The following is a 25,528-nucleotide window of genomic DNA, read 5'->3' as shown; positions in this document are numbered from 1 at the left end:
AACTTGTAATTAATTCTCAGTTTACTTTATTCCAAATAAGACTTATTTATAAGTATATGATCTCGCTAGCTTTTGGTCTACTTATTAAGTTTTGCTTTAGTTTAATTTCACTTCAAATGTAAATACAAAAAAACAGTAACAACATTCAGAATGTTAAAATTAAATAATTTTAAAAGCAAAAAACCCCAAACAAGTACTACGACCTGTTTGAGGTTTTCTAAATTCAATACTGTGAAAATTATCCTTCAATAATCACACAGTTTCCGTTTTGAATATCATTCTCCACAGATTTATATTTTACCCCTTCTTTGACTTTACCGTCACTGTATTTTACAGTTACTCTGTCATTTCTTTGGTAAGTCTTATCACTCTGACGTGGTTTTACTACTTCTACTGGCCCTTTCGGAGCTTCTGGAATATCACCACCTTGAGGAGTTGCGTCAGGAGCTAATGCCGATCCTGCGTCTGCCTTGTTGGCCGTTACTTTTGGTTCCGGACGTTTTGGCATTGGAGGAGGAGCTGGCATTGGAGGTGCTTCCTGCACTGGAATCTTCGCTTTCGCTAAGAAGCTGATGATCTCGTCATTTACCTCTGCTAAGAATGCTTTGAACAACTCAAATGATTCGAACTTGTAGATCAATAATGGATCTTTTTGTTCGTGAACGGCATTTTGTACTTGTTGCTTCAATTCGTCCATTTCACGTAAGTGATCTTTCCATAAGTGGTCAATCACTGCCAATGTAACGTTTTGCTCTAAAGCTCCAACTACTTCTTCACCGTCATTTTCTAACGCTTTTTCAAGGTTTACATGTACTTGGAACATTTTGTGACCGTCTGTGAATGGAATCACAATGTTCTCCACTACTCCGCCTCTTTCTTCTTTTACTTTTTCGAAAACAGGTTTTGCTTTCTCCCAAAGCTGAGCGTTCTTTTCTTTGTAATGCGTTAAAGCTTCTTTGTATAACTCTTGCGTTAATTGCTCTTCGTTGTGATGTTGGAATCCATCTTCAGCAATTTTTGTAGAGATACCTAAGATTTTTAATGCATCTAATTTGAAACCTTCATAGTTACCTACGTGCGTTTCTGCAATATTAGTGGCTACATCAAAGAAAGAGTTCATGATATCTACCTGTAAACGCTCTCCGAATAATGCGTTTCTACGTCTACGGTAAATTACCTCTCTTTGGTAGTTCATTACATCATCATATTCCAAAAGACGCTTACGGATTGCGAAGTTGTTTTCCTCCACTTTACGTTGCGCTCTTTCGATTGACTTTGTAATCATTGAGTGCTGGATCACTTCTCCTTCTTCAAGGCCTAGTCTATCCATAATGCCTGCTATACGGTCTGAACCGAATAAACGCATCAAGTTATCTTCCAATGATACAAAGAATTGTGATGATCCCGGATCACCTTGACGACCCGAACGACCTCTTAACTGACGGTCTACACGACGAGATTCGTGACGTGATGTACCAATAATTGCTAAACCACCTGCATCTTTCACTGCATCTGGCAACTTAATATCGGTACCACGACCTGCCATGTTGGTTGCGATAGTTACTGTACCCGGCTGACCGGCTTTTGCAACTACCTCTGCTTCACGACCGTGTTGCTTGGCGTTCAATACTTGGTGCTCGATACGTCTCATTTTCAACATACGAGACATTACTTCTGAGTTTTCTACTGAAGTAGTACCCACCAATACTGGACGTCCTTGTTCTACTAATTTCTGACACTCTTCCGCTACAGCGTTAAACTTCTCACGGATCGTTTTGTAAACATAATCCTCTCTGTCGTCACGGATAATCGGACGGTGAGTAGGAACTGTTACTACGTCTAATTTGTAGATTTCATAGAATTCACCTGCTTCCGTTTCGGCTGTACCTGTCATACCTGTCAGTTTGTGGTACATACGGAAGTAGTTCTGTAAAGTCACTGTTGCATACGTCTGTGTAGCATCCTCAATCTTTACATTTTCTTTTGCTTCTAAAGCTTGATGTAAACCATCAGAGTAACGACGACCTTCCATTACACGACCGGTCTGCTCATCTACGATTTTCACCTTGTTGTCCACCAAGATATAATCTACGTCTTTTTCAAATAACGTAAAGGCTTTCAACAATTGCTTCATCAAGTGAATACGTTGAGATTTTGTATCAAACTCAGCGATGATTGCATCTTTCGCTTCAATCTTCTCTTCGTCTGACATTGCCGGATCATTCTCAATCTTGCCAATACCTGTTGCCAAGTCAGGAAGAATAAAGAAGTCAGGGGCATTGGCTCCAGTTACAGAAGCAATACCTTTTTCCGTTAATTCAACGCTATTGTTTTTCTCTTCGATTACGAATAATAAAGGCTCATCTGCTTCAGGCATTCTACGGTTGTTATCCGCCATGTATTCGCCTTCCACTTTTTGAAGCAACTGCTTCATACCTTCTTCACCTAAGAATTTAATCAATGGCTTGTACTTCGGCAACGAACGGTGTGCTCTCAGTAATTGAAGTCCACCTTCTTGCTTATTTCCTTCCTTGATTAATTTCTTCGCCTCGTTCAACATTTTTTGAGTCTGCTTTCTCTGCTCATCTACTAAATGCTGTACTTTTGGTCTTAACTCACCAAATTCTTCTTGCTGATCACCTTTTGGTACTGGACCAGAAATGATCAATGGTGTTCTAGCGTCATCAATTAATACTGAATCGACCTCATCAATCATTGCAAAGTGGTGCTCTCTCTGCACTAAATCATCTTTGTCTCTCGACATGTTATCACGTAGGTAATCGAAACCAAATTCGTTGTTTGTACCATATGTGATATCTGCTTGGTAAGCTTTTCTACGAGATTCAGAGTTAGGCTGATGCTTATCAATACAGTCTACTGATAAACCGTGGAACTGGAATAATGGTGCATTCCACTCCGAGTCACGTTTTGCTAAGTAGTCGTTTACTGTTACTACGTGAACACCTCTTTTTGCTAATGCGTTTAAGTAAGCCGGCAATGTACCTACGAGTGTTTTACCTTCACCCGTCATCATTTCACCTACTTTACCTTGGTGAAGGAAAATACCTCCCAATAACTGTACATCATAGTGGATCATGTTCCACTCCACCTCGTTTCCAGCTGCCAACCACTTGTTTGACCAAGTTGCTTTATCGCCTTCAATCGTGATGTTACCGTATTTCACTGCCATTTCACGGTCATAGTCCGTAGCAGTAACAGTGATTTGCTTATTTTCAGTATATCTTCTACCTGTCTCTTTTACCACTGCGAAAGCTTGAGGTAAAAGATCCATCAATATCTCTTCTAATTTTTCATTACGCTCTTTTTTCAACTTATCAATTTCCTTGAAAGTTTTGTCTTTGAACGCAAGATCCAGCTTCGTATCACTTTCGATTGCTTCCTGCTTTGATGTAATTTGCTCATCAATAGAAGCCAATCCACTTTGGATATAATCAATGAAGTAAGCTGTTTTAGCTCTTAGTTCGTCATCTGACACAGATGATAACTTTTGATATTCTGCATCAATTTTGGCCAAATAAGGTCTGATCTCTTTAAGATCTCTGTCTGATTTAGTACCAAAAATTTTAGAGAATGCTTTGGTTATTGAACCTAACATATAATATTTTTTGATTTGATCTTTTTACAAAAATTCTTGATCGTCTTACAATCAACTTTACACCAATTAAACTTCAGTTTCAATATTATGATTGTAATCGACAATTATCTGACAATCGCCAGACAAATATCACACAAATTTAATGTAATAAAACGATTTTCAATAGTCTAAGCTTACGAATAATTAAATTGAAAGTTCTAATTATTCACATTTCTTCTTTGACATAAAAAAAACCGAAAGATAAAGTGTTTTTTATCCTTCGGTTCTTCTTATTCATAGTCTAAGACTTACTATTGTTCATCCACCGTCCACAAGCTGTCTACTTTAATATCAAATACTAAAGTGGCATTTGGAGGAATGGATCCTGTTCCTGATGCACCGTAACCAAGTCTAGAAGGAATAATTACTCTAGCTTCTTGTTTTTCATGCAAGTTTCTCAAAGCAATGTTCCATCCTTCAATAACAGAAGATTTACCTAATACTACTGGGAAAGGAGTATCTGATAAACGGTTGCTGTCAAAAATATCACCATGAAGTACCCAACCTGTATAAGTGACATGCATAGAGTCACCCAAACTGATATTTCTATCGGTCATGATTTCATCTTCAGGAGTGATAGAAGATAAAAATACACCTGAGGTATTATATTTCTCATCAGCCTCTTCATGAGAATCTGCACTGAAATAAGGAGGACCTGCAATGATATACTCACGAATCAAATTATCCTCCGCAGCGTCAAAATCAATTTCAGCGTTGATAGAACTTGTATTGGAACATGAAAAGCCAACAAACAGGGTGCTGAGCAGCAGTAAATAGTGTCTAATGCGATATTGCATACTATAAATATGAACTAAAATATTATTATTGATCGTCTTCTTTTAATTCAATAGTAAATACTAATGGTTTAAAAGGACGGATTGTTTTAAATAAATCAGAAGTATTAGGATTGTCTCCAGTTTCCCAATACGCTGTGTGTGATGGCATCACGAAAACAGCTTTCTCGCCAATTTTCATTGTACGTAAAGCTTTGTACCAACCGTTGATTACTGTAGAACTTACGCTAGATTCTTGAGCTGCTTTTGCATTTTCAAATACTACAACTTGGAATTTAGCAGCATCAGACCCTGTATTTGAATCAAATACTTCACCGTCTTGGTCTGTAAATTTACCTTCATAACGTACTTGAACAGTATCACCTATTGCTACAACATCACCTTTACCTTCAGTAATTGTATGTTTAACAATGTAATCACCCAATTCAAGAGGTTGACTTTCACCGTAGTAATCTTCGTCCACTACAGTTTTTGAAGTACCATTATAAAGTGTGTCGTTTTCAATCTCAGTGAAATTTTCCAGTGAGTCTTTAGCATATTGAAGCACTAATTCTGCTTCATGGCTTGCTTGTGACAATGCAGAGCGTTGAGCAGTAATCTGGAAGTTCTCTAAAGTTACGATGTCATTGAACTCTAAACCAATACCTGATGATGCTGTACCACCAAATGCTAAATATGAAGGAATAAAAACTCTTTCTAAAACTTCATTAGGCATAATTGTATTCAAAGTGGCATCTGTAGCTCCAAGACAAATTGCTCCTCTTCTCATTGCATACGTGTAAGTAGAGTCTTTCAATAGGGAAGTCCCTACTAAATCACCATACTCAACATCAAAAACTGGATCACCGATACGCTCTTGAGCAAATCGTCTTAAGTCGAGTTTGACTTCAAAAATTCTTAAATCATTGGCCGTAGGAATTTCTCTACTTCCTTCATTTGGAGGAGTGATATAAACACTACCGCTTGATGGCAGAGTAGATGTTTTACGGTATTGAACGTCGTATTTAGCTAAGTACGACTCGATTGTTTCTGTATCTTTAGCGAAGTAATCCACAATGTCGTCTTGAATACAACTTGTGAAACTAAAAAGAAAAAATACTGGAAGTGTGTACTTGAAAAATTTGTAAGTATTGTTCATATGATAAGTAGGTTTTAATATTAGATTTACATTAAGAAGAATGAGAAGATCTGTAATTCATTCCAATAAATACTTTGACAATTGCCCGTCAGCGGTAGACAATTTTTAATCTGTATCCGCAACAAATTTACTGTACTTATCAATAGTAAACTTATTACGTTAGTATATATTATGTTAAGTACTCAAACAAAATTACAATTTGTTGATCAAAATGATTTTGCTTGAGTACTTAATTACATTTCTGATTTACACAGAAATGCATAAAATTTATTGTGCTGGAGCAACGAAGTCAATCAACTCAACATCAAATTTCAATACTGAGAATGGCTTGATCATTGAACCTGCGCCATTAGCACCATAAGCTAAACCAGAAGGAATAAATAATGTAGCTTTCGTACCTTTGCTCAACAAAGTGAAACCTTCATCCCATCCTGCTATTACTCTACCTTGACCCAATGGGAATTCAAATGGTTGGCCTCTGTCTACAGAAGAGTCAAATTTTTGTCCATCTAATAAAGTACCAGTGTAGTGAACTTTCACTGTAGCACCTTTTACTGGAGTTTCTCCATTACCTTCTTCTGTAATTACATAATATAAACCTGAAGCTGTTTTTTGAGCACCAGAAATATTATTATCTGTCAAGTAATCTTGAATCAACTGATCATCCGTTTCAACGTGTTTCTCAGCTTCTTCTTCCATTTTCTTCATCATTTCCGCTTGCTTCTCTTCCATAGCAACACGGTAAGCAGCCTCATCTGCAAAAACGTTTACAGTACGGATACCTACTACTACCTCTTGAGAAGGATCTTTGATAAATGGAGGTGCCATTTTACCGAAGAAATCAGCAGCGATGATTTTCATTTCAGCACTATCACCTTTGCTCATCATTGCAATCATTTCTCCTAGTGGATCAGCTGGCTGACCTGCTGCTTGTTGTTGTTTCACAACAGAATCAGGGAATACTTTTACAGCGGCAAACTCTCTTCCTGTTTCTGTAATATCAAATAAAGTAGAATCAGAAGTAGTTGAGATATTTAAAGTAAACTCAACAATATTATTTTCTGTAATCGCAGCTCCATTTCCGCTCTCAACAATACTAAATTTCTTTCCTGTTGGAGTTTCTTTTTCCTGTGTCCCACATGCAACAGCACCTAACATAACGGCTGCAATTGCAATTTTCTTTTTGATTTGCATATTCAGTTTATAAGTAATTATTCTATTTTAATTTTTCTTGAAGCACCTTCTTGAATTTAGCTACAGCTTCATCAATTGTAATACCATCAATTCTTCCTCCTGCAGCATTTTTATGCCCGCCACCGTTGAAGTGTTCGGCAGAAAGATCTGCTACAGAAAAATCCCCTATCGAACGGAATGACACTTTAATGCCGTCACGTTCGTCTTTCTCTTTAAAAAGAGCGGCGATTTTAATGCCATTGACAGACAAAGCGTAATTTACTAAGCCCTCAGTATCTCCAGATTGTAAATTGAATCGTTCTCTATCATCTTGACTTACGGTAAAGAACCCTGTATTCAGCTCCGGCCAGAACGTAAGGTTCTCTCCTAAAGCATAACCTAAAAATCTCAATCTCGTTTCCGTATTGTTATCGTAAATAAGATTATAGATTCTTGCGGTATCTAATCCAGTATCTTTTAATGACGCCGCTATGCGTAATGTTCTACTGCTTACACTTGGAAACTTAAATGATCCCGTATCTGTAATCAAACCTGCATATAAACAAGCGGCGATACGTTGATCGATTTTCTGTGTTCCTTCGTCTAAATCAATAAACTCATATATTAATTGTGTTGCTGCGGCAGCATCAATATCCCAAAGTTCATAATCAGCAAACTCTTCTTTCCCTCTGTGATGATCAATCATCACGATCGTCTTCTTACTAATATAGTTTCTGACCATTGGTCCTAATTCTTCAATTCTATTGAGTGAAGAAAAATCTACACAAACAATCAAATCTGCTTCATCAATGATTGTCTCCGAGATTTCAGGTTTTTCTTTGTCGTAAACTACCACTTCTTCGTGTCCGGGCATCCAATGCAGGAACGACGGGTAGGCATTTGGAGAAAGAACTGTTGTGATATGCTCATCTTTTCTTAAATACCAAGATAAACCCAGAGCTGATCCAATAGCATCTGCATCAGGCTTGGTATGTGGAATGATGACCACCTTTCTTGGTTCTTCTAAGAATTCTTTTAGTGTACTAAAATTGTGCATAAATATTTCACGTAACCTGTGATATAGCTCTAATATCACTTACTCTATTTTATTCCCCTCATAAAGAGAAGCATGCACAAAAGTCTTAAAAAATGTATTCTTAATCAATTTATTATCAATTCTATAGGTATTAATTCTTTCTCTTTACCACTAAAAACATCTTTAAACATTGATAATCAATGTATTAAACCTTTATTTTTTGATAATTTATTTACGTTAAAATACCTTTTATTTTTCATTTAATATTAAAATAGTACAGTTATTCACGTTATTTCTTGATTTCAGAACTGCTATTTCACCTTTCATTTTTGGCGGGTGCTTGTTAAAAAAATTAAATACCCAAACCTTTTTATTAATCAGTCGTTCGATTAGTTATAGATAATAAAAATTGATTAGGTAGTAGATTAGTTAAGATCGTGCGTATTTGGAAAGGGATCTCTTGATGAGGGATCCCTTTTTTTGTTTTCACGCCTTAAGTGTGCTTTTAGAAAATAGGATTTAATCAAATGCTATTTTCTAAAACCTTTCCTTAAATTTGCAGATCAATTGGGCATACCGTATTGGTGTGTCTTGAAGGAAGTTATAAAAATAATAATTTTAGGGCCTTGGCGAAGACAAAGACAAAGAAGGAAACTCCGATGATGAAGCAGTTCAATGCGATCAAAGCAAAGCATCCTACTGCTATGTTATTATTCAGAGTTGGAGATTTTTATGAGACATTTGGAGATGATGCAATCACAGCTAGTAAAATTTTGGATATCGTTTTAACGAAACGTTCTAATGGTTCTGCTTCTGAGACTGCATTGGCAGGTTTTCCTCATCATTCTTTGGATACTTATTTACCTAAATTAGTCAAAGCCGGACAAAGGGTGGCTATTGTAGATCAGCTTGAAGATCCTAAAACAGCTAAGGGTGTTGTCAAAAGAGGTATCACTGAGCTGGTTACGCCTGGCGTGTCAATGAATGACAACGTTTTGAGCGTAAAACAAAACAACTACTTGGCGGCAATTCACCTTCATAAAAAAGAAATGGGGATTTCATTCCTTGATATTTCAACGGGTGAATTCTTTGTGGCTCAAGGCGACCAAAATTATATAGATAAATTATTACAGGGCTTCTCTCCTTCTGAAGTACTTTACTGCAGAACGGAACAGGAACAATACAATGAGATATTTGGTGATACTTACCCTACTTTCAGACAGGATGACTGGGTGTATACTTCTGAATATGGTTATGATAAACTGACTTCTCACTTTGGTACTAAAAACTTGAAAGGTTTTGGTATTGAAAATCTTCCTCTGGCCATTATTGCCGCAGGTGCTATTCTGAATTACCTGGAGCTGACAGAACATCATCATATTGATCATATTCATCAGATCAGCAGAATTCAGGAAGACAAATATGTTTGGCTTGATAAGTTTACAGCCAGAAGTTTAGAGCTGATTTTCCCTCAAAATGAAGGCGGTGTTCCTCTGATCGATATTATGGACAAATGCGTGACGCCTATGGGAGCACGTTTGTTGAAAAAATGGACAGTATTGCCTCTAAAAGATCAGAAAAGTATTGATGCCCGCTTAAATGTGGTACATCATTTCACAGAGGAAGAAGATACGGCTGATGAGATCCTCTCTCATTTGAGACAGATCACAGATATAGAACGTCTGATTTCAAAGGTGGCCGTGGGAAGAGTCAACCCAAGGGAGATTGTTTTTATCAAAAAAGCATTACAACATGCTGCTCCTATTAAAGACGTTCTTTCGAAAGTAGACCATCAGGAGATCAAAAGTATTGCAGACCGCATTAATACTTGTAAGGTTTTGGTGGACCGCATTGAGAAAGAAATGCAGGACAATCCTCCTTTAAACCCTGCTCAAGGAAATATTATTAGAACTGGCGTCAATGCGGAACTGGATGAGTTGAGAACGATTTCTCACTCTGGCAAAGATTTCCTTCAGAAAATACAGGAAAGAGAGAGCGAACGCACTGGAATTCCTTCTTTAAAAATCGGTTATAATAAGGTATTTGGTTACTATCTGGAAGTAAGAAATACGCATAAAGATAAAGTGCCTGCGGAATGGATTCGTAAGTCTACGCTTGTGAATGCAGAACGTTATATCACTGAAGAATTGAAACAGTATGAAGAGAAAATTCTGAATGCAGAGGGTCAGATTTCTGTGATCGAGAATAAACTCTTTATGGATTTGGTACATGCTGCTACGGAATACATCAGCCCAATCCAGCAAACTGCCGCTACTTTGGCAAAACTAGATTGCCTGCTTTCGTTTGCAACCAATGCCATTGAGTATGATTATGTAAAGCCAGAAATCACTGCTGAAAAGGCTTTATCCATCAAACAAGGAAGACATCCTGTTATTGAAAGACAGCTTTCTGTGGATGACCCTTATGTACCAAATGATGTTTACCTCGACACTGAAGAGCAACAAATTATGGTCATCACTGGTCCTAACATGTCGGGTAAGTCGGCTTTATTAAGACAAACAGCTTTGATTGTACTGATGGCTCAAATGGGATCTTTCGTCCCTGCCCAATCTGCTACAATAGGTATCGTAGACAAGGTATTTACACGTGTAGGTGCATCAGATAACCTTTCAAAAGGGGAATCTACGTTTATGGTGGAAATGACAGAAACAGCTAGTATTCTGAATAATATTTCGGATAGAAGTTTGATTCTGATGGACGAAATTGGTAGAGGTACGAGTACTTATGATGGAGTTTCTATTGCATGGGCGATTGTGGAATACCTTCATAATCATAAAAAAGCTAGAGCGAAGACTTTGTTTGCCACGCACTATCATGAATTGAATGAGCTGGCGGAAGATTTCCCACGTATCAAGAACTTCAACGTTTCTGTAAAAGAGCATCAGAAGAAAATTATTTTCTTGAGAAAACTAAAAGAAGGTGGAAGCGAGCACAGTTTCGGTATTCATGTGGCACAATTAGCGGGTATGCCTCAAAAGGTAGTGAGACGTTCGGAGGAAATTCTTGAGCACCTTGAACAAGATAAGCGTAAAGAAAAAAATACGGAACGTATCAAAGAAGTGCCAAAAGACAATTATCAGCTGTCCATTTTTGACTCGGTAGATCCTGTGGCTAAAAAGCTGAAGGAAGAGTTTGAAAAAGTAGACGTCAACACCATGACACCTATTGAGGCTATGCTGAAATTAAACGAATTGAAAAAACTTTTATCATAAAGCTAAAAATGCAAGATAAACCATCGGCTAATGCAATAGCCATAAAGTACGCTGTAATATTAGGTGTATTCTCTTTTGGGTATCCGTACCTTTTAGAGTACTTGGGAAAAACTGAAAATGTCTTCCTGATCAACCTGAATTTAGTAGTGATGATTACAACCTTCGTGTTTGCACTCCGCGAATATAGAAGTCTAAATAACAATGTTCTTTTTTATGAAGAAGGCAAAAAAATTGGTACTCTTCTAGCTTTTGTATCATCTTCAATTTCTAAGGTAGGTGACTATTTCTACTTTCATTATTATGACAGATCTGTAATCGATCAGTTAATAACGTTATCAAGGGAGATGATTGACCGTAATCCCCAACTTAGTGAAGAAGAAATAGAAAAATCCTATAGAATTATTGAATTCTTCTACAATACCCCTTTGTTGCAAATTACTAATGTGTTAATATTAACACTGTTTGGTTATCTTTTCTCTATGGGCTTGTCAAGGATTATGCAAAGAGAACCTGTTGACCCTAAACAAAATTATTAAATTACAAGCTTCACTTTTTTTTTAAAATGGAAGAAAATAAAATAGATGTATCCGTAGTTGTTCCTTTACTCAATGAAGAAGAGTCACTTCCCGAATTGGTAGAGTGGATCAATAAAGTATTTGTTGCTGAAAACATCAATGGTGATCTCTACCTTATTGATGATGGAAGTACAGATAACTCATGGAACATTATTGTGGAGTTGAAAAAGAAATTTGAATGGATTCATGGCATTCAATTTCAGAGAAACTATGGTAAATCAGCCGCACTTCAAGTGGGTTTTCAAGCTGCTGAAGGTGAAGTGGTCATTACAATGGATGCTGACCTGCAGGATAGTCCTGATGAGATTCCAGAATTGAGACGTATGATTCTAGAAGAGAATTATGATATCGTTTCTGGGTGGAAGGAAAAACGTTATGACCCACTCTCTAAAACTATCCCGACAAAAATATACAATGCCGCTACTACTGCTCTATCAGGTATAAAACTACATGATATGAATTGTGGTTTGAAAGCATACAGAAAAAATGTAGTGAAGGCTATTGAAGTATACGGCGAAATGCACCGTTACATTCCAGTGATTGCAAAATGGAATGGTTTTGCAAAAATCGGTGAGAAGCCTGTACAGCATAGAGCTAGAAAATACGGTACAACGAAGTTCGGATTAGAGCGTTTCATCAACGGTTTCCTTGATCTGATGTCGATTACTTTTGTATCAAGATTTAAAAAAGCACCCATGCACTTCTTTGGTTTATTGGGTACACTTTCATTTATGTCTGGTACTCTAGCCGCATTATGGCTTTTATGTGAGAAGGTTTATTTATCCATCAACCGACTGCCTATTAAAAGAGAAGTTGTAGAACAGCCTTTATTCTATCTTGCACTGACAGCTGTAATCATAGGTTGTCAGATGTTTATGACAGGATTTATTGCAGAAATGGTTTCCCTTAATCAGCCTAACCGCAATGATTACGGTATAAAAGGAAGGATTTAAGGAGAAGTAAGAGGGAAGATGGTTCGTGTTGTGGCAAAACTATTTTATTGATCACAACACGAACCATTTTTTACCTCTTACCTCAATCTTAAGTCCTCTTTGAATTCCCTTGGTGTTACGCCATACTTTTTCTTGAAGTTGGCAGAAAAGTGACTTGCACTTGAAAAGCCCAAATCCATGGCAATCATTGACATTGTCCGCTCTCCTTCCTGCAAATATGTTTTCGCTAAATCAAGGCGTACATCTTGATGAAATTGATGGATCGTCACTCCAAATACCTGCTTAAATAACGCTCTCAATCTGCTAGCACTTAATCCGCATTCCCTCGCTAAATCATCAATCTGTACTTGCTGACTGACTTGTTTTTTTAAATAATTTCTTGCCTTAAAAACAGCCTTGGTATTGAAAGGATATTTATTGGATTCTAAAAGATTTTCGCGCTCATCTACTTTAGAAAAAAAGACAGCTACCAAATGCAGAGCACTTGCTTGAACCAATTCCTTCTCGTATACATTTTTGATCTCATCAGAATAAAAACGCCAAAACATGCCATGCATAATAGGGTTGAATTCCTCAAAAATATAATAAGGAGCATCCTCTAAAAAGAGCTTCTTATAATACTCTGATTTACTGGCCAGCTTTCTATAATATTCTTTTTTCAGCCTTATACTCACAAACCTTGTTTTGCTTTCAGGAAGCAATTCCCAACCTACTGTATCTTTTGTGTTTGTGGTAAATGCACCCTCCGTAAAAAAGGCAAATTCTTCTATCTCATTATTCTCTTTCTCAATACCTAAAGCTTTCTTTTCTGAAGGTTCTCCAAAGAAAATTGGAATGTATTCATCTAAAGTATTCAGCTGTTTGCCACTTGAGATAATCGTCTTTTTTAAAGTAAAATCAAAGCGCAACATTTCCATTTCCTCATTGAAACGGAAACCATCCACGACTCCTTTTCCCAATTCATTATTAAAAACGATGGAATCTCCGACTCTTTTGCCATTGAATATTCTACCCCAAGCTTCTAGTGCTTTATCAAAATCTGTTTGTGCCATATCCATAGTATAAGTACCAAGACGAAAATAAATAACATTAATTCATATTATTTTTTCTGATTACTTTCTTCAAAAAACTTCAAATAGAACCACTATTTATGCGTTTTTTAGCGTTGTACTCAATAAAAATAATGAAGAATTAATTATCATTTATTTTTGACTTAGTACTTAAGATAAAAAAACCACTAGTAATTCCATCTCTTTTCAGATTAAATTACTAATGGTTTGAAGTACTTTTTGAGTAAATACTTTTTATTAAAAACGCACTAAAAAATTAGCGGAGTCTATTAATCAATTCAGCGTACTTTTCAATCGGGAAGTTATTGTCCGAGAACAAGTTCTGCATTCTAAGAATTGTAATACCAGAGTAACTAGTATTTGATCTTGTCAATGCTTTTTCGATTTGATCCCATCCTGACTGACCGTAAAGCTCATGGTAAAGAGCATTTTCACCCATTACTTGAACGCCTAGTTTCTTGGCAGAATTAGAGAACCACATTACAAGGTCTTCAGCTCTAGAGTACCCTTCCCAGTCTTTGTTCATTTTCTCCAAACATGTGAAGTGAAGCACTACTCTATCTTTGAAATCCTTATCGATAATCTTCTTCAGCATATCTTCATACTCACCTCTGTCTGTTGCCCCAATTCCTGGATAAGGTGCAATCAAACCGGCTGTAATTTCCGCTACCCTTGGCTGGTTTGGATCTGAAATCAACCAGTGAATACCTGGCATTTTGAAACCGATTGGCACTTTCTCAAATTCATCATTAAAGATGGCAATGGCTCTTCTGATAATTTTATTACCGTGTTTTGCCAAGCTGTCATTGTACCAGTTAAAGAAATCCTGTCCTGTACGAGAAGTTGCGTAGCTGTTATTCTTGAATAAAGCATCTGCATCAGGCATTGGAATTTGCTCAGCAGTCTCGTAGCTCGTATGCCACACCTCATTGATATAATCCAAACTACCGTACATATTGATGATATGACGCTGGAAATCTTCTTTCGCTAGTCGGCTATAACACTGCAATGTACCACGGTTAGGATAATCACCCCAGTCATGTGCGTTGTAAGAAGGGTATCTCAACTCACCTGCAGGCCCTAAACTGATATTGATTTCATCCGTCATCCAAGCATACTTTTTATAGCGTTGCTTGAAGGCTTCCATAAAGCGTTCGTAGTAAGGCATCACATAAGTATCCGCCCAAAGTGATACGTATTCTACACTTACATCACCTGTTTCAGATACATATTGTAAGTCTTGGATCGATTCCAATTGAGGATTCTCCTCTACAATTTTACCCCAGATCCAAAGTGGAATCATCTGCGTAAAATCATCATTCACATTACCTCCTGCTTGGTGGAAAGATAAAATAGGCACCCAATTCAATCCTTTTGACTCAATTAGTTTCACCATATTATCATAGTAAGACCAATCGAACACATTAGATTGTGTTCCTTCTACCAATCCCCACCAAATATCAATGGAAACTGCCGACACTCCGATATCTCTCATTCGATCCAACTGACGGGAAACAGTCAGCCAATCATGATCCTGAAGTAATCGTTTAGGGTTATGCGTTTTCACGTGTAAAGGTCCCATTACACGGAAAGATTTCTGTTTTCTTTCTACATAGTCATCCTGGAACTTCACCTTTTTGATCAACTCCTGCAAACGAGCACTACCTGTATCCAGCTGATCAAATAACACTTTCATATTGTTGATGATCAAACCACTCAAAGTCTCATTTTTCAACAACCAAAGAGCTGCATTATCCCAAATAACGTGAGAGTTAATTCCTTCCACAGAACTGTTTTCCAAATAGAATGAAATAGGATTCCCTTCTCCAAAAACAAGCAATTCTTTTACCTTCAAGGCATATTCAGAATCGGTTTTATATTCAGTTCTACTCTTCGTAGGTATAATAATCCCCAATCTTTCATCCTTAATCCCTTCAGCAATCATCCCTAATGAGGTCTGATAGGCTTCAGAAATCTCCATATCTTTATTGATAGCAATACTTCCTGCACCCACTTCCAATTGATGTGGTGTATTTTTCAGATTTTTCTCCGCATAGGCAATAGAACCTCTAATACATAATTTTGTATTTTCAAACCCAGCGTCACTAAAAGTATTCTGAAGGATATGCAGTAATTTATTCCCATGCTTACAGAGTGATTTATTGTACCATGAAGTAACATCAAACCCGTAAGCTGTCTCAAAATAAGTTCTTCCTTGCAGAACATCATTTGCTTTAAAGTAAGACAATAAAGATTCCTTATCTTTTATACCTTCTACTTCCCAAGCTTCTCCTGCTTCTTTATATCCTTTGTATTTTTCTCTCACATAATTATCCCAATCCTCCAAAGCTGTTAGAGAATAGCATTGCATACTTCTTCTTGGGAAAGAGCATTCGTTGAGCGGATAACTCAATTCTCCTTGTGGAGTAGCTGAGATTATAAACTTGGTAAATGAACCAGCCAAGTCCTGGAAATGCTTCTTAAAAGATTGAATCAGTTCCTCATAATAAGGCATGACATAATGATCTGCCCATAGAGAAACAGCGTCCTGAACGCTTCCTCCTGCCTTATTGACATATTTCAGCTGACTTAAATATTTGATTTCATCATGAGCACACATCAACTGTCCCCAAAGCCAATCCGGTAATGTACAAAGGAAATTTTCTTCATAATTGTTGATCATCTGGAAATTAAATTCAACCACCACCTGAAGGTCGTTTTCAATAATTTTGTTGATCAAACTTCTATAGTAATGCCAATTGTAGTGAATATAATGTTCTTTATGGTCTGATGCTTTTCCTTCCCCTTCTACTAATTTCCACAACACAGGCACCAAAACCACTTCCATACCAATTTTCTTCCCTCTGACAATCCATTTTTCAAGATCGGTCCATTCTGGATCTTGTTGTGAAAAACAAGTATCCGGAGAAAGTATCGAATATGGTAATCTGACTTCAAAAGTCTTCATTTTAATATTTAATTTAGTTTATAACAGTCACGAAATGAGCTGCCAATCATAGTATAAGACAATTGCCGCTACACAATTTAGTTTAGTAAATATAAAGAAGATTTTAATAGAGATAGACATCAAGTAATTAAAAATCAAACTAATCACTTTCAGCAACCGGTAACATGATCGTCTTATTATCAAAGTTTGCTAACGGCAACAATGTGACTTAAATTTAACAAAATGATTTTGTAATACTAAATCCAAAACCAAAAAATAACCACATACAGTTATAATTCAAAACCAATAAAAGACAGCTTGTTTTTGCATTATTATGAAGCGAGGATGTCAGAAAATCAAAATATTGTACATTCTACAATACGCTAAAAACAGAAAACTAAAAACAGAAAATACAGCCCTCTTTGGTTTCTTTTGGATCAAAATTTTCTGAAAAAGGCACATGTATTTTCACTCTGAAGAAAGACTAATTTGCTCAAAATGACATTTATTAAGTAAATTCTTTTAAAATACTCTTCTAAGTAGAACACATCCTCTAATTAACAAAATACAGATTGATTTTTCTTATTAAGCAGAAGTCTAAAATAGTGAATAATTAATGCCTATTATTTCAGCTTAGTACCTATTAATAACATCAATTGATATCCCTTTCTGCTGAAATTGAAGCCCAATTCTCTTATTTTTTTCAAAAGATCCTTATTTACAGCACTTCAATTGCTCATTTCACTATATAGATTAAGAAAATATCTTATTTTTGCACGATCAAAAATTTGAAAATTTATAAAACTCACTAGAGAAACATACATGGACGCAAAAAGTATTCGCCGCACGTTCTTGGAATTCTTCCAAAGCAAGCAGCACGCCATCGTTCCTTCGGCACCACTTGTGATTAAAAACGACCCTACGTTGATGTTTACCAACGCAGGTATGAATCAATTCAAAGATTATTTCTTAGGAAACAAAGCCGCCGAGGATGCACGTGTCGCCGATACTCAAAAATGTTTACGTGTATCTGGTAAGCACAATGACTTGGAGGAAGTAGGTATTGATACTTACCACCATACAATGTTCGAAATGCTAGGTAACTGGTCTTTCGGAGATTATTTCAAAAAAGAAGCAATTGAGTGGGGTTGGGAACTTCTTACTGAGGTTTACAAACTTCCAAAAGATAGATTATATGTTACAGTATTCGAAGGCGATGAAGGCGACGGTACTGAACTAGATCAAGAAGCTATTGATATCTGGAAAGGGTTAATCGACGAAGACAGAATTATCCCTGCCAACAAAAAAGATAACTTCTGGGAAATGGGTGAAACAGGTCCTTGTGGTCCTTGTTCTGAAATCCATATTGACCTTCGTAATGACGAGGAAAGAGCGAAAGTGGACGGCCTTGGTTTAGTCAACGAAGATCACCCACTAGTGGTAGAGATCTGGAACCTTGTATTTATGCAATTCAACCGTAAAGCAGATGGTTCATTGGTTTCTCTTCCAAACAAACATATCGATACAGGTATGGGATTCGAACGTTTATGTATGGCGATTCAACAAAAAGAATCAAACTACGATACAGACGTATTCCAACCAATGATTCAATTCTTAGCTGCGAAGTCGGGTAAAGAATATGGTAAAGATGAGAAAATAGATATCGCTATCCGTGTGATCTCAGACCATATCCGTGCGATTTCATTTGCTATTGCTGACGGTCAATTACCTTCAAACAACAAAGCAGGTTATGTAATCCGTCGTATCCTTCGTAGAGCGGTACGTTACGGTTATACTTTCTTGGACTTCAACAAGCCATTTATGTATGAGTTGGTGGATATCCTTTCTGATCAGTTTGAAGAAACTTTCCCTGAAGTAATTTCACAAAAAGACTTCATCAAGAAAGTAGTAATGCAAGAAGAGGCGGCTTTCTTAAGAACACTAGACAAAGGTTTAGCGATTCTTCAAAAAGCAATGGACGCAGCTTCTGACAAAACGATCGTAGGTAAAGAGGCCTTCACATTGTATGATACATTCGGTTTCCCTCTTGACTTAACTCAATTGATTGCTTCTGAAAACGGATTCTCGGTAGACACTGCTGGTTTCGATGTGGCTATGCAAGAGCAAAAAGACAGAGCTCGTGCAGCTTCAGCTTCCGAAAAAGGCGATTGGATTGATGTAAACGATGGTGACTCAGTAGAATTCTTGGGTTACGATGCATTAGAATCAGACGCTTCTATCTTACGTTACCGTGAAGTAACGGAGAAGAAGAAGACAATTATACAGTTAGTACTTGATCAAACACCTTTCTATGCTGAAAGTGGTGGACAAGTAGGTGACAAAGGTATTTTAGTTTCTGGTGAAGAGACAATCGCTATCTTCGATACAAAGAAAGAGAACGATTTGATTATTCACTTCGCTAACAAATTACCTTCTAATCCTTCAGCTCCTGTAGTAGCTAAAGTGGATGCTTCACGCAGATCTTTAACTGAGAATAACCACTCAGCTACTCACTTATTACACGCTGCATTGCAAGAGGTATTGGGTGATCACGTGGCTCAAAAAGGTTCATTGGTCAACGAGAAACACTTACGTTTTGACTTCTCTCACTTCCAAAAAGTAGAAACGGAAGAAATCGAAAAGATTGAAAAAATTGTAAACCAAAGAATCCGTCAAAACATCCAATTGAACGAGCAAAGAAACGTTCCAATCGAAGATGCAAAAGCAATGGGTGCTACTGCATTATTCGGTGAGAAGTACGGTGACTTCGTTCGTGTAATTACTTTTGATAGCGATTACTCTGTTGAACTTTGTGGTGGTACGCACGTTCCTGCTACTGGTAAAATTGGTTTATTCAAAATCACTGCTGAGTCATCAGTTGCTGCAGGTGTACGTCGTATTGAAGCGATCACTGCCGATGCTGCTGAAGAGTATGTGGACGAGCAAATCACTTTACTTCAAGAGATCAAAGAGCTATTAAAAGCGAAAGATCCTAAGAAAGCAGTGGCTGACTTAGTTGAAGCAAAAGCAGCTTTATCAAAAGAAGTTGAAACGCTTCGTAATAAAGAGTTACAAGCAGTGAAAAACGAATTAGCGTCTAAAGCAGTTGCTAAAGACGGTTTCAACTTTATCGCAGCTAAAGTTTCAGTTGCAAACGCTCAAGGATTAAAGCAATTGGCTTACGACTTGAAAGCGGTTGTTGAAAACATGTTCTTGATCTTAGCGGCAGACGTTGACGGTAAGCCTCAAGTAGCTGTAATGATCGACGAAGAGTTAGTAAAAGCGAAAGATCTTCACGCTGGTAAAATCGTTAAGGAATTAGCGAAAGAAATCAAAGGCGGTGGAGGTGGACAACCTTTCTTCGCTACTGCCGGTGGTAAAGATATCAATGGCTTGGATGCTGTTGTTGAAAAAGCACAAGAGTTATTAGCTTAATCAGCTAGTTTTTATAGATATTGAAACGACCTTCTCTTAATTGGGGAGGTCGTTTTTTTGTTTGGTATTTAAGGTTATTACCTAATTATTTTTAAACACATACATCTTATTCAAGAAAAAATGTGTTCCTTTGTAATTAAGTATTAATCCTTGTTAGATTAATATGGGCATTGCTATGGCTTCAATTTCTTAGCAATGCCCTTTTTTTATTTACTATATATGTAAAAACAAACATGAATACATATTTAATCTTAAACCAATAGGCAGACATTGTTCGTATAATTTCACAAGCGTTATGTGAAATGTCACTTGTGCTAGTGAGTATTAAATCTCAAAAGTATTCCCGCATTTCGGGCATCTGCACTTCTCGCTTTCATTCTCTTTTTTCTTTGAGATTTCTTCTATAAAACCTGTCCCTATTAACCCTGTAGGAAGAGCCACCAAACCTATTCCCATTATCGCTACAATACTTGCTATTATATCTCCTAAAGGTGTCACAGGGTACATATCTCCATAGCCTACGGTGGTAAGTGTTGCAACAGCCCACCACATTGATTGGGTTATACTCGTAAAAACATCAGGTTGTGCCTCACGCTCTACAAAGTAGATCAACGATGCTGAAAAGAGGATTAAAATACAAGACATAAAAATAGTTAAGATCAGTTCTTCTTTTCGTGATCTGACTACCCTTATAAGAATTGACATAGCAGAACTATACCTACCAAATTTGAAAAGCCTGAATAATCTGAACAACCTTAGAATCCTGATAAAACGGAGATCAAAATTGGCTAATATCAAATAAGAAGGCACTATCGCTAATAAATCTATTAAACCATAAAAGGAAAAAATAAAAGCGAATATTGCCCCTATTCTTGATTTATTTGGATACTTATGTTTTGCTGTTATGACTCGCATTAAGTATTCAATGGTGAAAATTAGAACAGAGAATTGCTCAAATACATAAAATTCTTTCCGGTAGGTTTCATAGAGTGATTGATGTGACTCTAAGATGACTGACAATACATTGAGTAGAATTAATGACATTATAAAAATGTCAAATACCTTACTTGTTTTGTTAGTTCCATCGCTTTTTTCAACGATTTGAAATGCTTTCTGTGTAATAGTCATTTTTAGTAATTAGTTTTAGTTTATTTACTTAAGTACTAAGTACTTATTAGATTGAATAATGCATTATGTGTGACGAATATAATTATCATCTGTGATAGTTTTACATTGTGACCCTACAAAAAAGTATTAATCGATATTCTCAAAAGAAATTTATATGCTTTGTATGATTTTTTCTAATGCAAAAATATACATCAATTAGAGCCTTTTAGTGAGGGTTTAAATAAATAGACTTTAGTGGGTGATAAAATCTATTTACCAAGATTCCCAAAGTAATCAATGTAGATATCTCAAAAAAAATTGATAATTTCGTACTACTTTTTTAAACAAACCAATTAAAAGCAAATTCATGGATAAAAATCTAATTAACCTCTTCAGTGTAGTAATGCTTTTTTCTATTTTTTCAAGCTGTACAGAAGAGGAAAAAAAACCTAATTCAATCTTTGATATTTCAGGACAACTAAAAATTGAGAACATCAGCGTCAGTTATAAAAATGAAGGTGCTGGAATTGATGCCGTATTCACACAAGAAGATATAATTCCTTCTGATATCTTTATCGATTTCAGACAAGTGGAGGGAGGTTATTATAAAAATAAAATTCCAGCTTCTGAATTAGAAACCTTTCAATTTCCAGTAGGAAAGTATAATGCAACCTTTGGAAGATTAAATACTTCCGAATTGGAAAATTCTGATCTGTCACTACAATTAATTCCAATGTTTTCAGGAACTTTTGATTTTGAAATCAAAGAAGATGAAACAACAACTGTTAATATTGAAACCTCTAATTCTGAAGGATACGCTATAACCTATGATGTTACTGAGGAATTAATCAACGCTTTTGGTCCTTTGAAACTTCACGTGATACAAGATCAATCTGAGATAATTTTTGATGTAGACAAAGAAAAGAAAATATTTTTTGCTTCTTCTTATGAGCTTGGTCAAACCGCTTATAATGGATATGTTCATTTTGGAATACATTTAGAAGCTGAAATAGATGATAGACCCTATTACCTTTCTAAAATTTACAGAATAGCAGGAGGACGAAATTACCTTCATTTTAGCCTTTCTGATTTTACCAATCCTACTGATGGATTTTCTCAAAAGCATTCTTTATTAAATTTTAAAGAATATGCTTTAGAGAGTGCAAACAACCATACTTTTCTTTATGAAACACTAACGAGTTGGACTATAAATAATGATCTTTCAGAATTTGAAAATATCGAATTAAATGAAAATGGTCATGTTATTTCTTTTGGTGTGTCGCATCTTATGATAAAAACAGGAGTAGTTCAATCTTTGCCAAAAAGTTTTTTAAACTTCCCAGAACTAGAAGCCTTAACTATAAGCCAAGGTGACGGTGTGAAATTATGGGATAATATTGGTGATTTGTTACCAAATCTTTCAAAACTAAGCCTTGAGGGAACTACAGTAACTTTACCCGAGTCTATTTATAAATTAGATCTCACTCATTTAAATATGTATTCAAACCATTTAAATGATGAAATGGTAAGTAAGATCCTTGGTTTCTCGAACATTGAATACCTGAGGTTTCATTACACAGAAAGTTTCCCTGATGTACGTCATTTAAAAAATTTAAAAAACCTACGTTTAAATAGTTCTTTTATTACGGAGGAGGATGCACCTCAGACCGCTTTACCTTCATGGATTGGTGACTTACAACAATTAGAAGAATTTGGTATAGAAGGTACTAGAATTTTAGAATTCCCGGCTTCTATGAAAGAATTGAAGAACTTAAAGATACTGTATTTGCGTAGAAATGATCTTAAAGAATTTCCTGATTTTATTAAATACCTACCTCAGTTAGAGGAGATAACTCTAGCAGAAAATAAGTTAGAAGGCGAATTTCCAATGTATCTAACTAATTTTCAACATTTAAAATATTTAAGCCTCTCAGATAATAAGCTTTCTGGGCCTTTACCTGTTGAAATTGCAAATATGCCTGCTTTAAAAAGATTAGTTATTGTCTATAATTATTTTACTGAAGCAGATATCCCTGAAGAATTAAAAAATGCAGATTTCGAATTTCTTTATTTTGGCCAACAAGAGAAAGAATAGTAGTTAAAATATTAGCTTCTATAGCTCAGTCTAATAAAAAAATAACTTAGCTTAAGCTATTGTTAGATATATGAAAACGGTCTATCCTATTTGAGGTAGGCCGTTATTTATTTGTCCTCATGCAATTGCAGTCTTTTATCTTACTGATTACTGAACGACCCACTCCGTTAAACTATAATAAAATCACCCAACAAACCTTAAACTTAATTTGTACTACAAATATTATCTCTAAATTAATAAACGATAATTTTATTCCTCTTCATTTTAAAGCACACTAACATGAGTATAAAAAGCCTATTCTATTTACTTCTTATTTCATTATTAATAAGTTGTGATCAATCCCAAGAAGATGAAATGAACAAAGCCAAAATCCGTTCTCTAATAGAGAGTACCTCTCCTATTGAAAAAGAAACATTTGTTTTTGACAAATCAGAAAACATCGAAATTGTGACCAAAGACAGTGTTTTCATCAACATCAACTGGGAAGATTTAGAAATTGATGATGCCAACTTTTCTGGTAAAATCAATGTCAAGTTCACTAATTACCCAACAAATATCGATATGTTTTTCGGTGGTTTACAAACCGTTGCCGACACTGCACTTTTAGAATCTGGCGGTAGTTTCAATTTAGAAGTCTTTGATGGAACAACTCCTGTAAATCTTAAGGAAGGTAAAACTGCAAGTATACAATACCCTGTTAATGGAACACCAAAAAAAATGGACTTGTACCTCTATGATGAAAAAAGAAATTGGGTAAAAACGAATATTTCTGTAGAACAGAGAACTATTGAGCGAAAAGATACAACTACCAAGACTATCGTTATAGCTAGGACAAAAGATGACCCTTTGTATTATACAAGAACGGATAAAGTTTACACCGATGTTAATATTCAAGTGACAGACCTTGATTACTACCTTGCAAACCTGCCAACACTCAATTATATTAACTTCGACTACCTTCTAAAATCACAAAGAGCAAATATTACTCTAGCTCCTATTTTTGATCTAGTAAGTAGTTATGATGTTCATATTTTATTAAAAGAATTTAATTCAAATCGAAATTATTGGATAACGAAAGAGTCTATTGCTCAAGAAACTCACATGACAACATTTTCTCTTCCTTTAGGAGCAAAAGCTACTGTTTTAGTTTTTTCTGTAAAAGGTGAAGACTTCTTATTCGAAAAGAAAGACATCAAGATAGAAGAAGGTCTCGTTTTAGAGTTAAATCCTAAAAAAATGTCTAAAGAGAAAATTCAGAGTCAATTACGCTCCTTAAAAAAGCATTTTAAATAAATAGATTGACGGCCTTTTCATTATAGAGAAGGCCGTTTTTTTTATCTAATGAAGGCTAATCTATCTACTGCCCCAAATGTTATCTGAAACTTCACTTATGCCTATATTTTTTGAGTATGTTGACTTATATAGAAAACTTTGGTATTACAGTCTCCAAGCATAACTCTCGTCAGCACCAGAAAGAGGAATCATACTCTTACTGAATTATAACAGTATACAATACGTCTTCGAATAATAATGGCTGTGAGATAAAATTTTCAGAGACTACCTTAATGGAATATAAATTTTTAATTTCTGATAAAATTAAATTACCTGATTCATTAACAATGGTCTCTTCTCCATTTATTGAAGTCAATACCCAATGATATTCTTCGTTGAATTCATCAAATACTTCAGGTGCTTTATACTCATACTTATTCATTCCTACTTTGGTTGGTCTATCATTACCAATAGTTGCTCTAGTACTGACCGACATTTTAATTCTCTTAAAAATGGCATCATTACTACGTGAATATTCATGGGCTACCTGAGGGTGTTGAAGTCCATTAATGTATACTTCAGTAATGTTGCTATTATTTGAAAGACTTATGCCCGCAATACCATAAATAGTTTCGCTTGCATTTGGCCAAAATGTGTATTTTGTCCCATGTAATCTCACCCTAAAAGTTGTAAGAGTTGGATCATGATAGATTAGATTTGTCAGCTTGTAACCACTTTTATAGGCCCAAACAGATTCATTGAATTTTGCCTTTTCCTCTTCTATAAAATAAAATGAATGAACATATGAAACTGGATAACAGAATTCGACTCCTGGGCAAGAAACGGATGTTCCTGTTGTTTCTCTTGTTATTGTGAAGTCCACTAATTTCCAACCTTTTTTTAATACATACTGGGCATTTAAAAAGGAAAAATTAGAGACTACAAGTAAAATTAGTACAGTTAATAGATTTTTCGTAACTACTCAGCAATAGGAATTTTCAACGAAGCAAGCGTTATAAAAGCCTCAAGTATACTCTCTCCTTTC

15 protein-coding genes are annotated in these 25,528 nt (G+C 35.9%); 6 read left to right on the top strand and 9 right to left on the bottom strand.

Going from position 1 to position 25,528, the window contains the following annotated elements; translation table 11 throughout:
* Positions 1-238: 238 nt before the first annotated feature.
* The 5 genes from secA to HHU12_RS26275 all read right to left on the bottom strand — a co-directional run bounded on the left by secA (position 239) and on the right by HHU12_RS26275 (position 7,817).
* Complete coding sequence (secA, locus tag HHU12_RS26295) at positions 239-3,616, bottom strand: preprotein translocase subunit SecA (RefSeq protein ID WP_169659722.1); 3,378 nt, start codon at positions 3,614-3,616, stop codon at positions 239-241.
* 290 nt (positions 3,617-3,906) lie between these two features.
* Positions 3,907-4,452 carry an FKBP-type peptidyl-prolyl cis-trans isomerase gene (locus HHU12_RS26290; protein WP_169659721.1) on the bottom strand — a complete coding sequence of 182 codons (546 nt, stop codon included), beginning with the start codon at positions 4,450-4,452 and terminating at the stop codon, positions 3,907-3,909.
* Between the two features lie 25 nt (positions 4,453-4,477).
* Positions 4,478-5,587, bottom strand: a complete 1,110-nt coding sequence (locus tag HHU12_RS26285; RefSeq protein ID WP_169659720.1) for an FKBP-type peptidyl-prolyl cis-trans isomerase — start codon at positions 5,585-5,587, stop codon at positions 4,478-4,480.
* A 267-nt stretch (positions 5,588-5,854) separates the two neighbouring features.
* Positions 5,855-6,781: an FKBP-type peptidyl-prolyl cis-trans isomerase gene (locus tag HHU12_RS26280; protein ID WP_169659719.1), complete on the bottom strand. Its 927-nt coding sequence runs from the start codon at positions 6,779-6,781 to the stop codon at positions 5,855-5,857.
* 22 nt (positions 6,782-6,803) lie between these two features.
* Positions 6,804-7,817 (bottom strand): DHH family phosphoesterase, encoded by a 1,014-nt coding sequence (locus HHU12_RS26275; RefSeq protein WP_169659718.1) that lies wholly within the window; start codon positions 7,815-7,817, stop codon positions 6,804-6,806.
* Between the two features lie 638 nt (positions 7,818-8,455).
* Here HHU12_RS26275 and mutS point away from each other — a divergent pair.
* Genes mutS through HHU12_RS26260 form a run of 3 tightly spaced genes read left to right on the top strand, consistent with a single transcriptional unit; the run spans position 8,456 to position 12,557 of the window.
* Positions 8,456-11,029: a DNA mismatch repair protein MutS gene (gene mutS, locus HHU12_RS26270; RefSeq protein WP_240971134.1), complete on the top strand. Its 2,574-nt coding sequence runs from the start codon at positions 8,456-8,458 to the stop codon at positions 11,027-11,029.
* An 8-nt stretch (positions 11,030-11,037) separates the two neighbouring features.
* Positions 11,038-11,565, top strand: a complete 528-nt coding sequence (locus HHU12_RS26265) for a DUF4199 domain-containing protein (protein ID WP_169659716.1) — start codon at positions 11,038-11,040, stop codon at positions 11,563-11,565.
* Positions 11,566-11,591: 26 nt separating this feature from the next.
* The gene (locus HHU12_RS26260) at positions 11,592-12,557 is read left to right on the top strand and encodes a glycosyltransferase family 2 protein (RefSeq protein WP_169659715.1); all 966 of its coding nucleotides are present in this window, start codon (positions 11,592-11,594) and stop codon (positions 12,555-12,557) included.
* Between the two features lie 77 nt (positions 12,558-12,634).
* Here HHU12_RS26260 and HHU12_RS26255 read toward each other — a convergent pair whose 3' ends face one another.
* Together HHU12_RS26255 and HHU12_RS26250 are read right to left on the bottom strand one after the other, a co-directional pair.
* Positions 12,635-13,609 (bottom strand): helix-turn-helix domain-containing protein, encoded by a 975-nt coding sequence (locus tag HHU12_RS26255; protein ID WP_169659714.1) that lies wholly within the window; start codon positions 13,607-13,609, stop codon positions 12,635-12,637.
* Positions 13,610-13,883: 274 nt separating this feature from the next.
* Positions 13,884-16,595: a family 14 glycosylhydrolase gene (locus HHU12_RS26250; RefSeq protein ID WP_169659713.1), complete on the bottom strand. Its 2,712-nt coding sequence runs from the start codon at positions 16,593-16,595 to the stop codon at positions 13,884-13,886.
* A gap of 801 nt (positions 16,596-17,396) precedes the next feature.
* Here HHU12_RS26250 and alaS point away from each other — a divergent pair.
* Positions 17,397-20,009, top strand: a complete 2,613-nt coding sequence (alaS, locus tag HHU12_RS26245) for an alanine--tRNA ligase (RefSeq protein ID WP_169659712.1) — start codon at positions 17,397-17,399, stop codon at positions 20,007-20,009.
* A gap of 324 nt (positions 20,010-20,333) precedes the next feature.
* On the opposite strand, the gene HHU12_RS26240 is transcribed toward alaS, so the two are convergent.
* Positions 20,334-21,137 carry an ion transporter gene (locus HHU12_RS26240; RefSeq protein WP_169659711.1) on the bottom strand — a complete coding sequence of 268 codons (804 nt, stop codon included), beginning with the start codon at positions 21,135-21,137 and terminating at the stop codon, positions 20,334-20,336.
* A 346-nt stretch (positions 21,138-21,483) separates the two neighbouring features.
* Here HHU12_RS26240 and HHU12_RS26235 point away from each other — a divergent pair, with 346 nt between their 5' ends.
* Both HHU12_RS26235 and HHU12_RS26230 read left to right on the top strand, forming a co-directional pair.
* Positions 21,484-23,211: a leucine-rich repeat domain-containing protein gene (locus HHU12_RS26235; protein ID WP_169659710.1), complete on the top strand. Its 1,728-nt coding sequence runs from the start codon at positions 21,484-21,486 to the stop codon at positions 23,209-23,211.
* A gap of 279 nt (positions 23,212-23,490) precedes the next feature.
* Positions 23,491-24,504 (top strand): hypothetical protein, encoded by a 1,014-nt coding sequence (locus tag HHU12_RS26230; protein WP_169659709.1) that lies wholly within the window; start codon positions 23,491-23,493, stop codon positions 24,502-24,504.
* 196 nt (positions 24,505-24,700) lie between these two features.
* On the opposite strand, the gene HHU12_RS26225 is transcribed toward HHU12_RS26230, so the two are convergent.
* On the bottom strand, positions 24,701-25,366 hold the full coding sequence (locus HHU12_RS26225) for a hypothetical protein (RefSeq protein ID WP_169659708.1): 666 nt from the start codon (positions 25,364-25,366) through the stop codon (positions 24,701-24,703).
* Between the last annotated feature and the right edge of the window lie 162 nt (positions 25,367-25,528).

Origin of the sequence: Flammeovirga aprica JL-4, from assembly GCF_012844305.1 — a bacterium.
Taxonomy (GTDB): domain Bacteria; phylum Bacteroidota; class Bacteroidia; order Cytophagales; family Flammeovirgaceae; genus Flammeovirga; species Flammeovirga aprica.
This window is presented reverse-complemented; position numbering and strand designations above follow the sequence as displayed.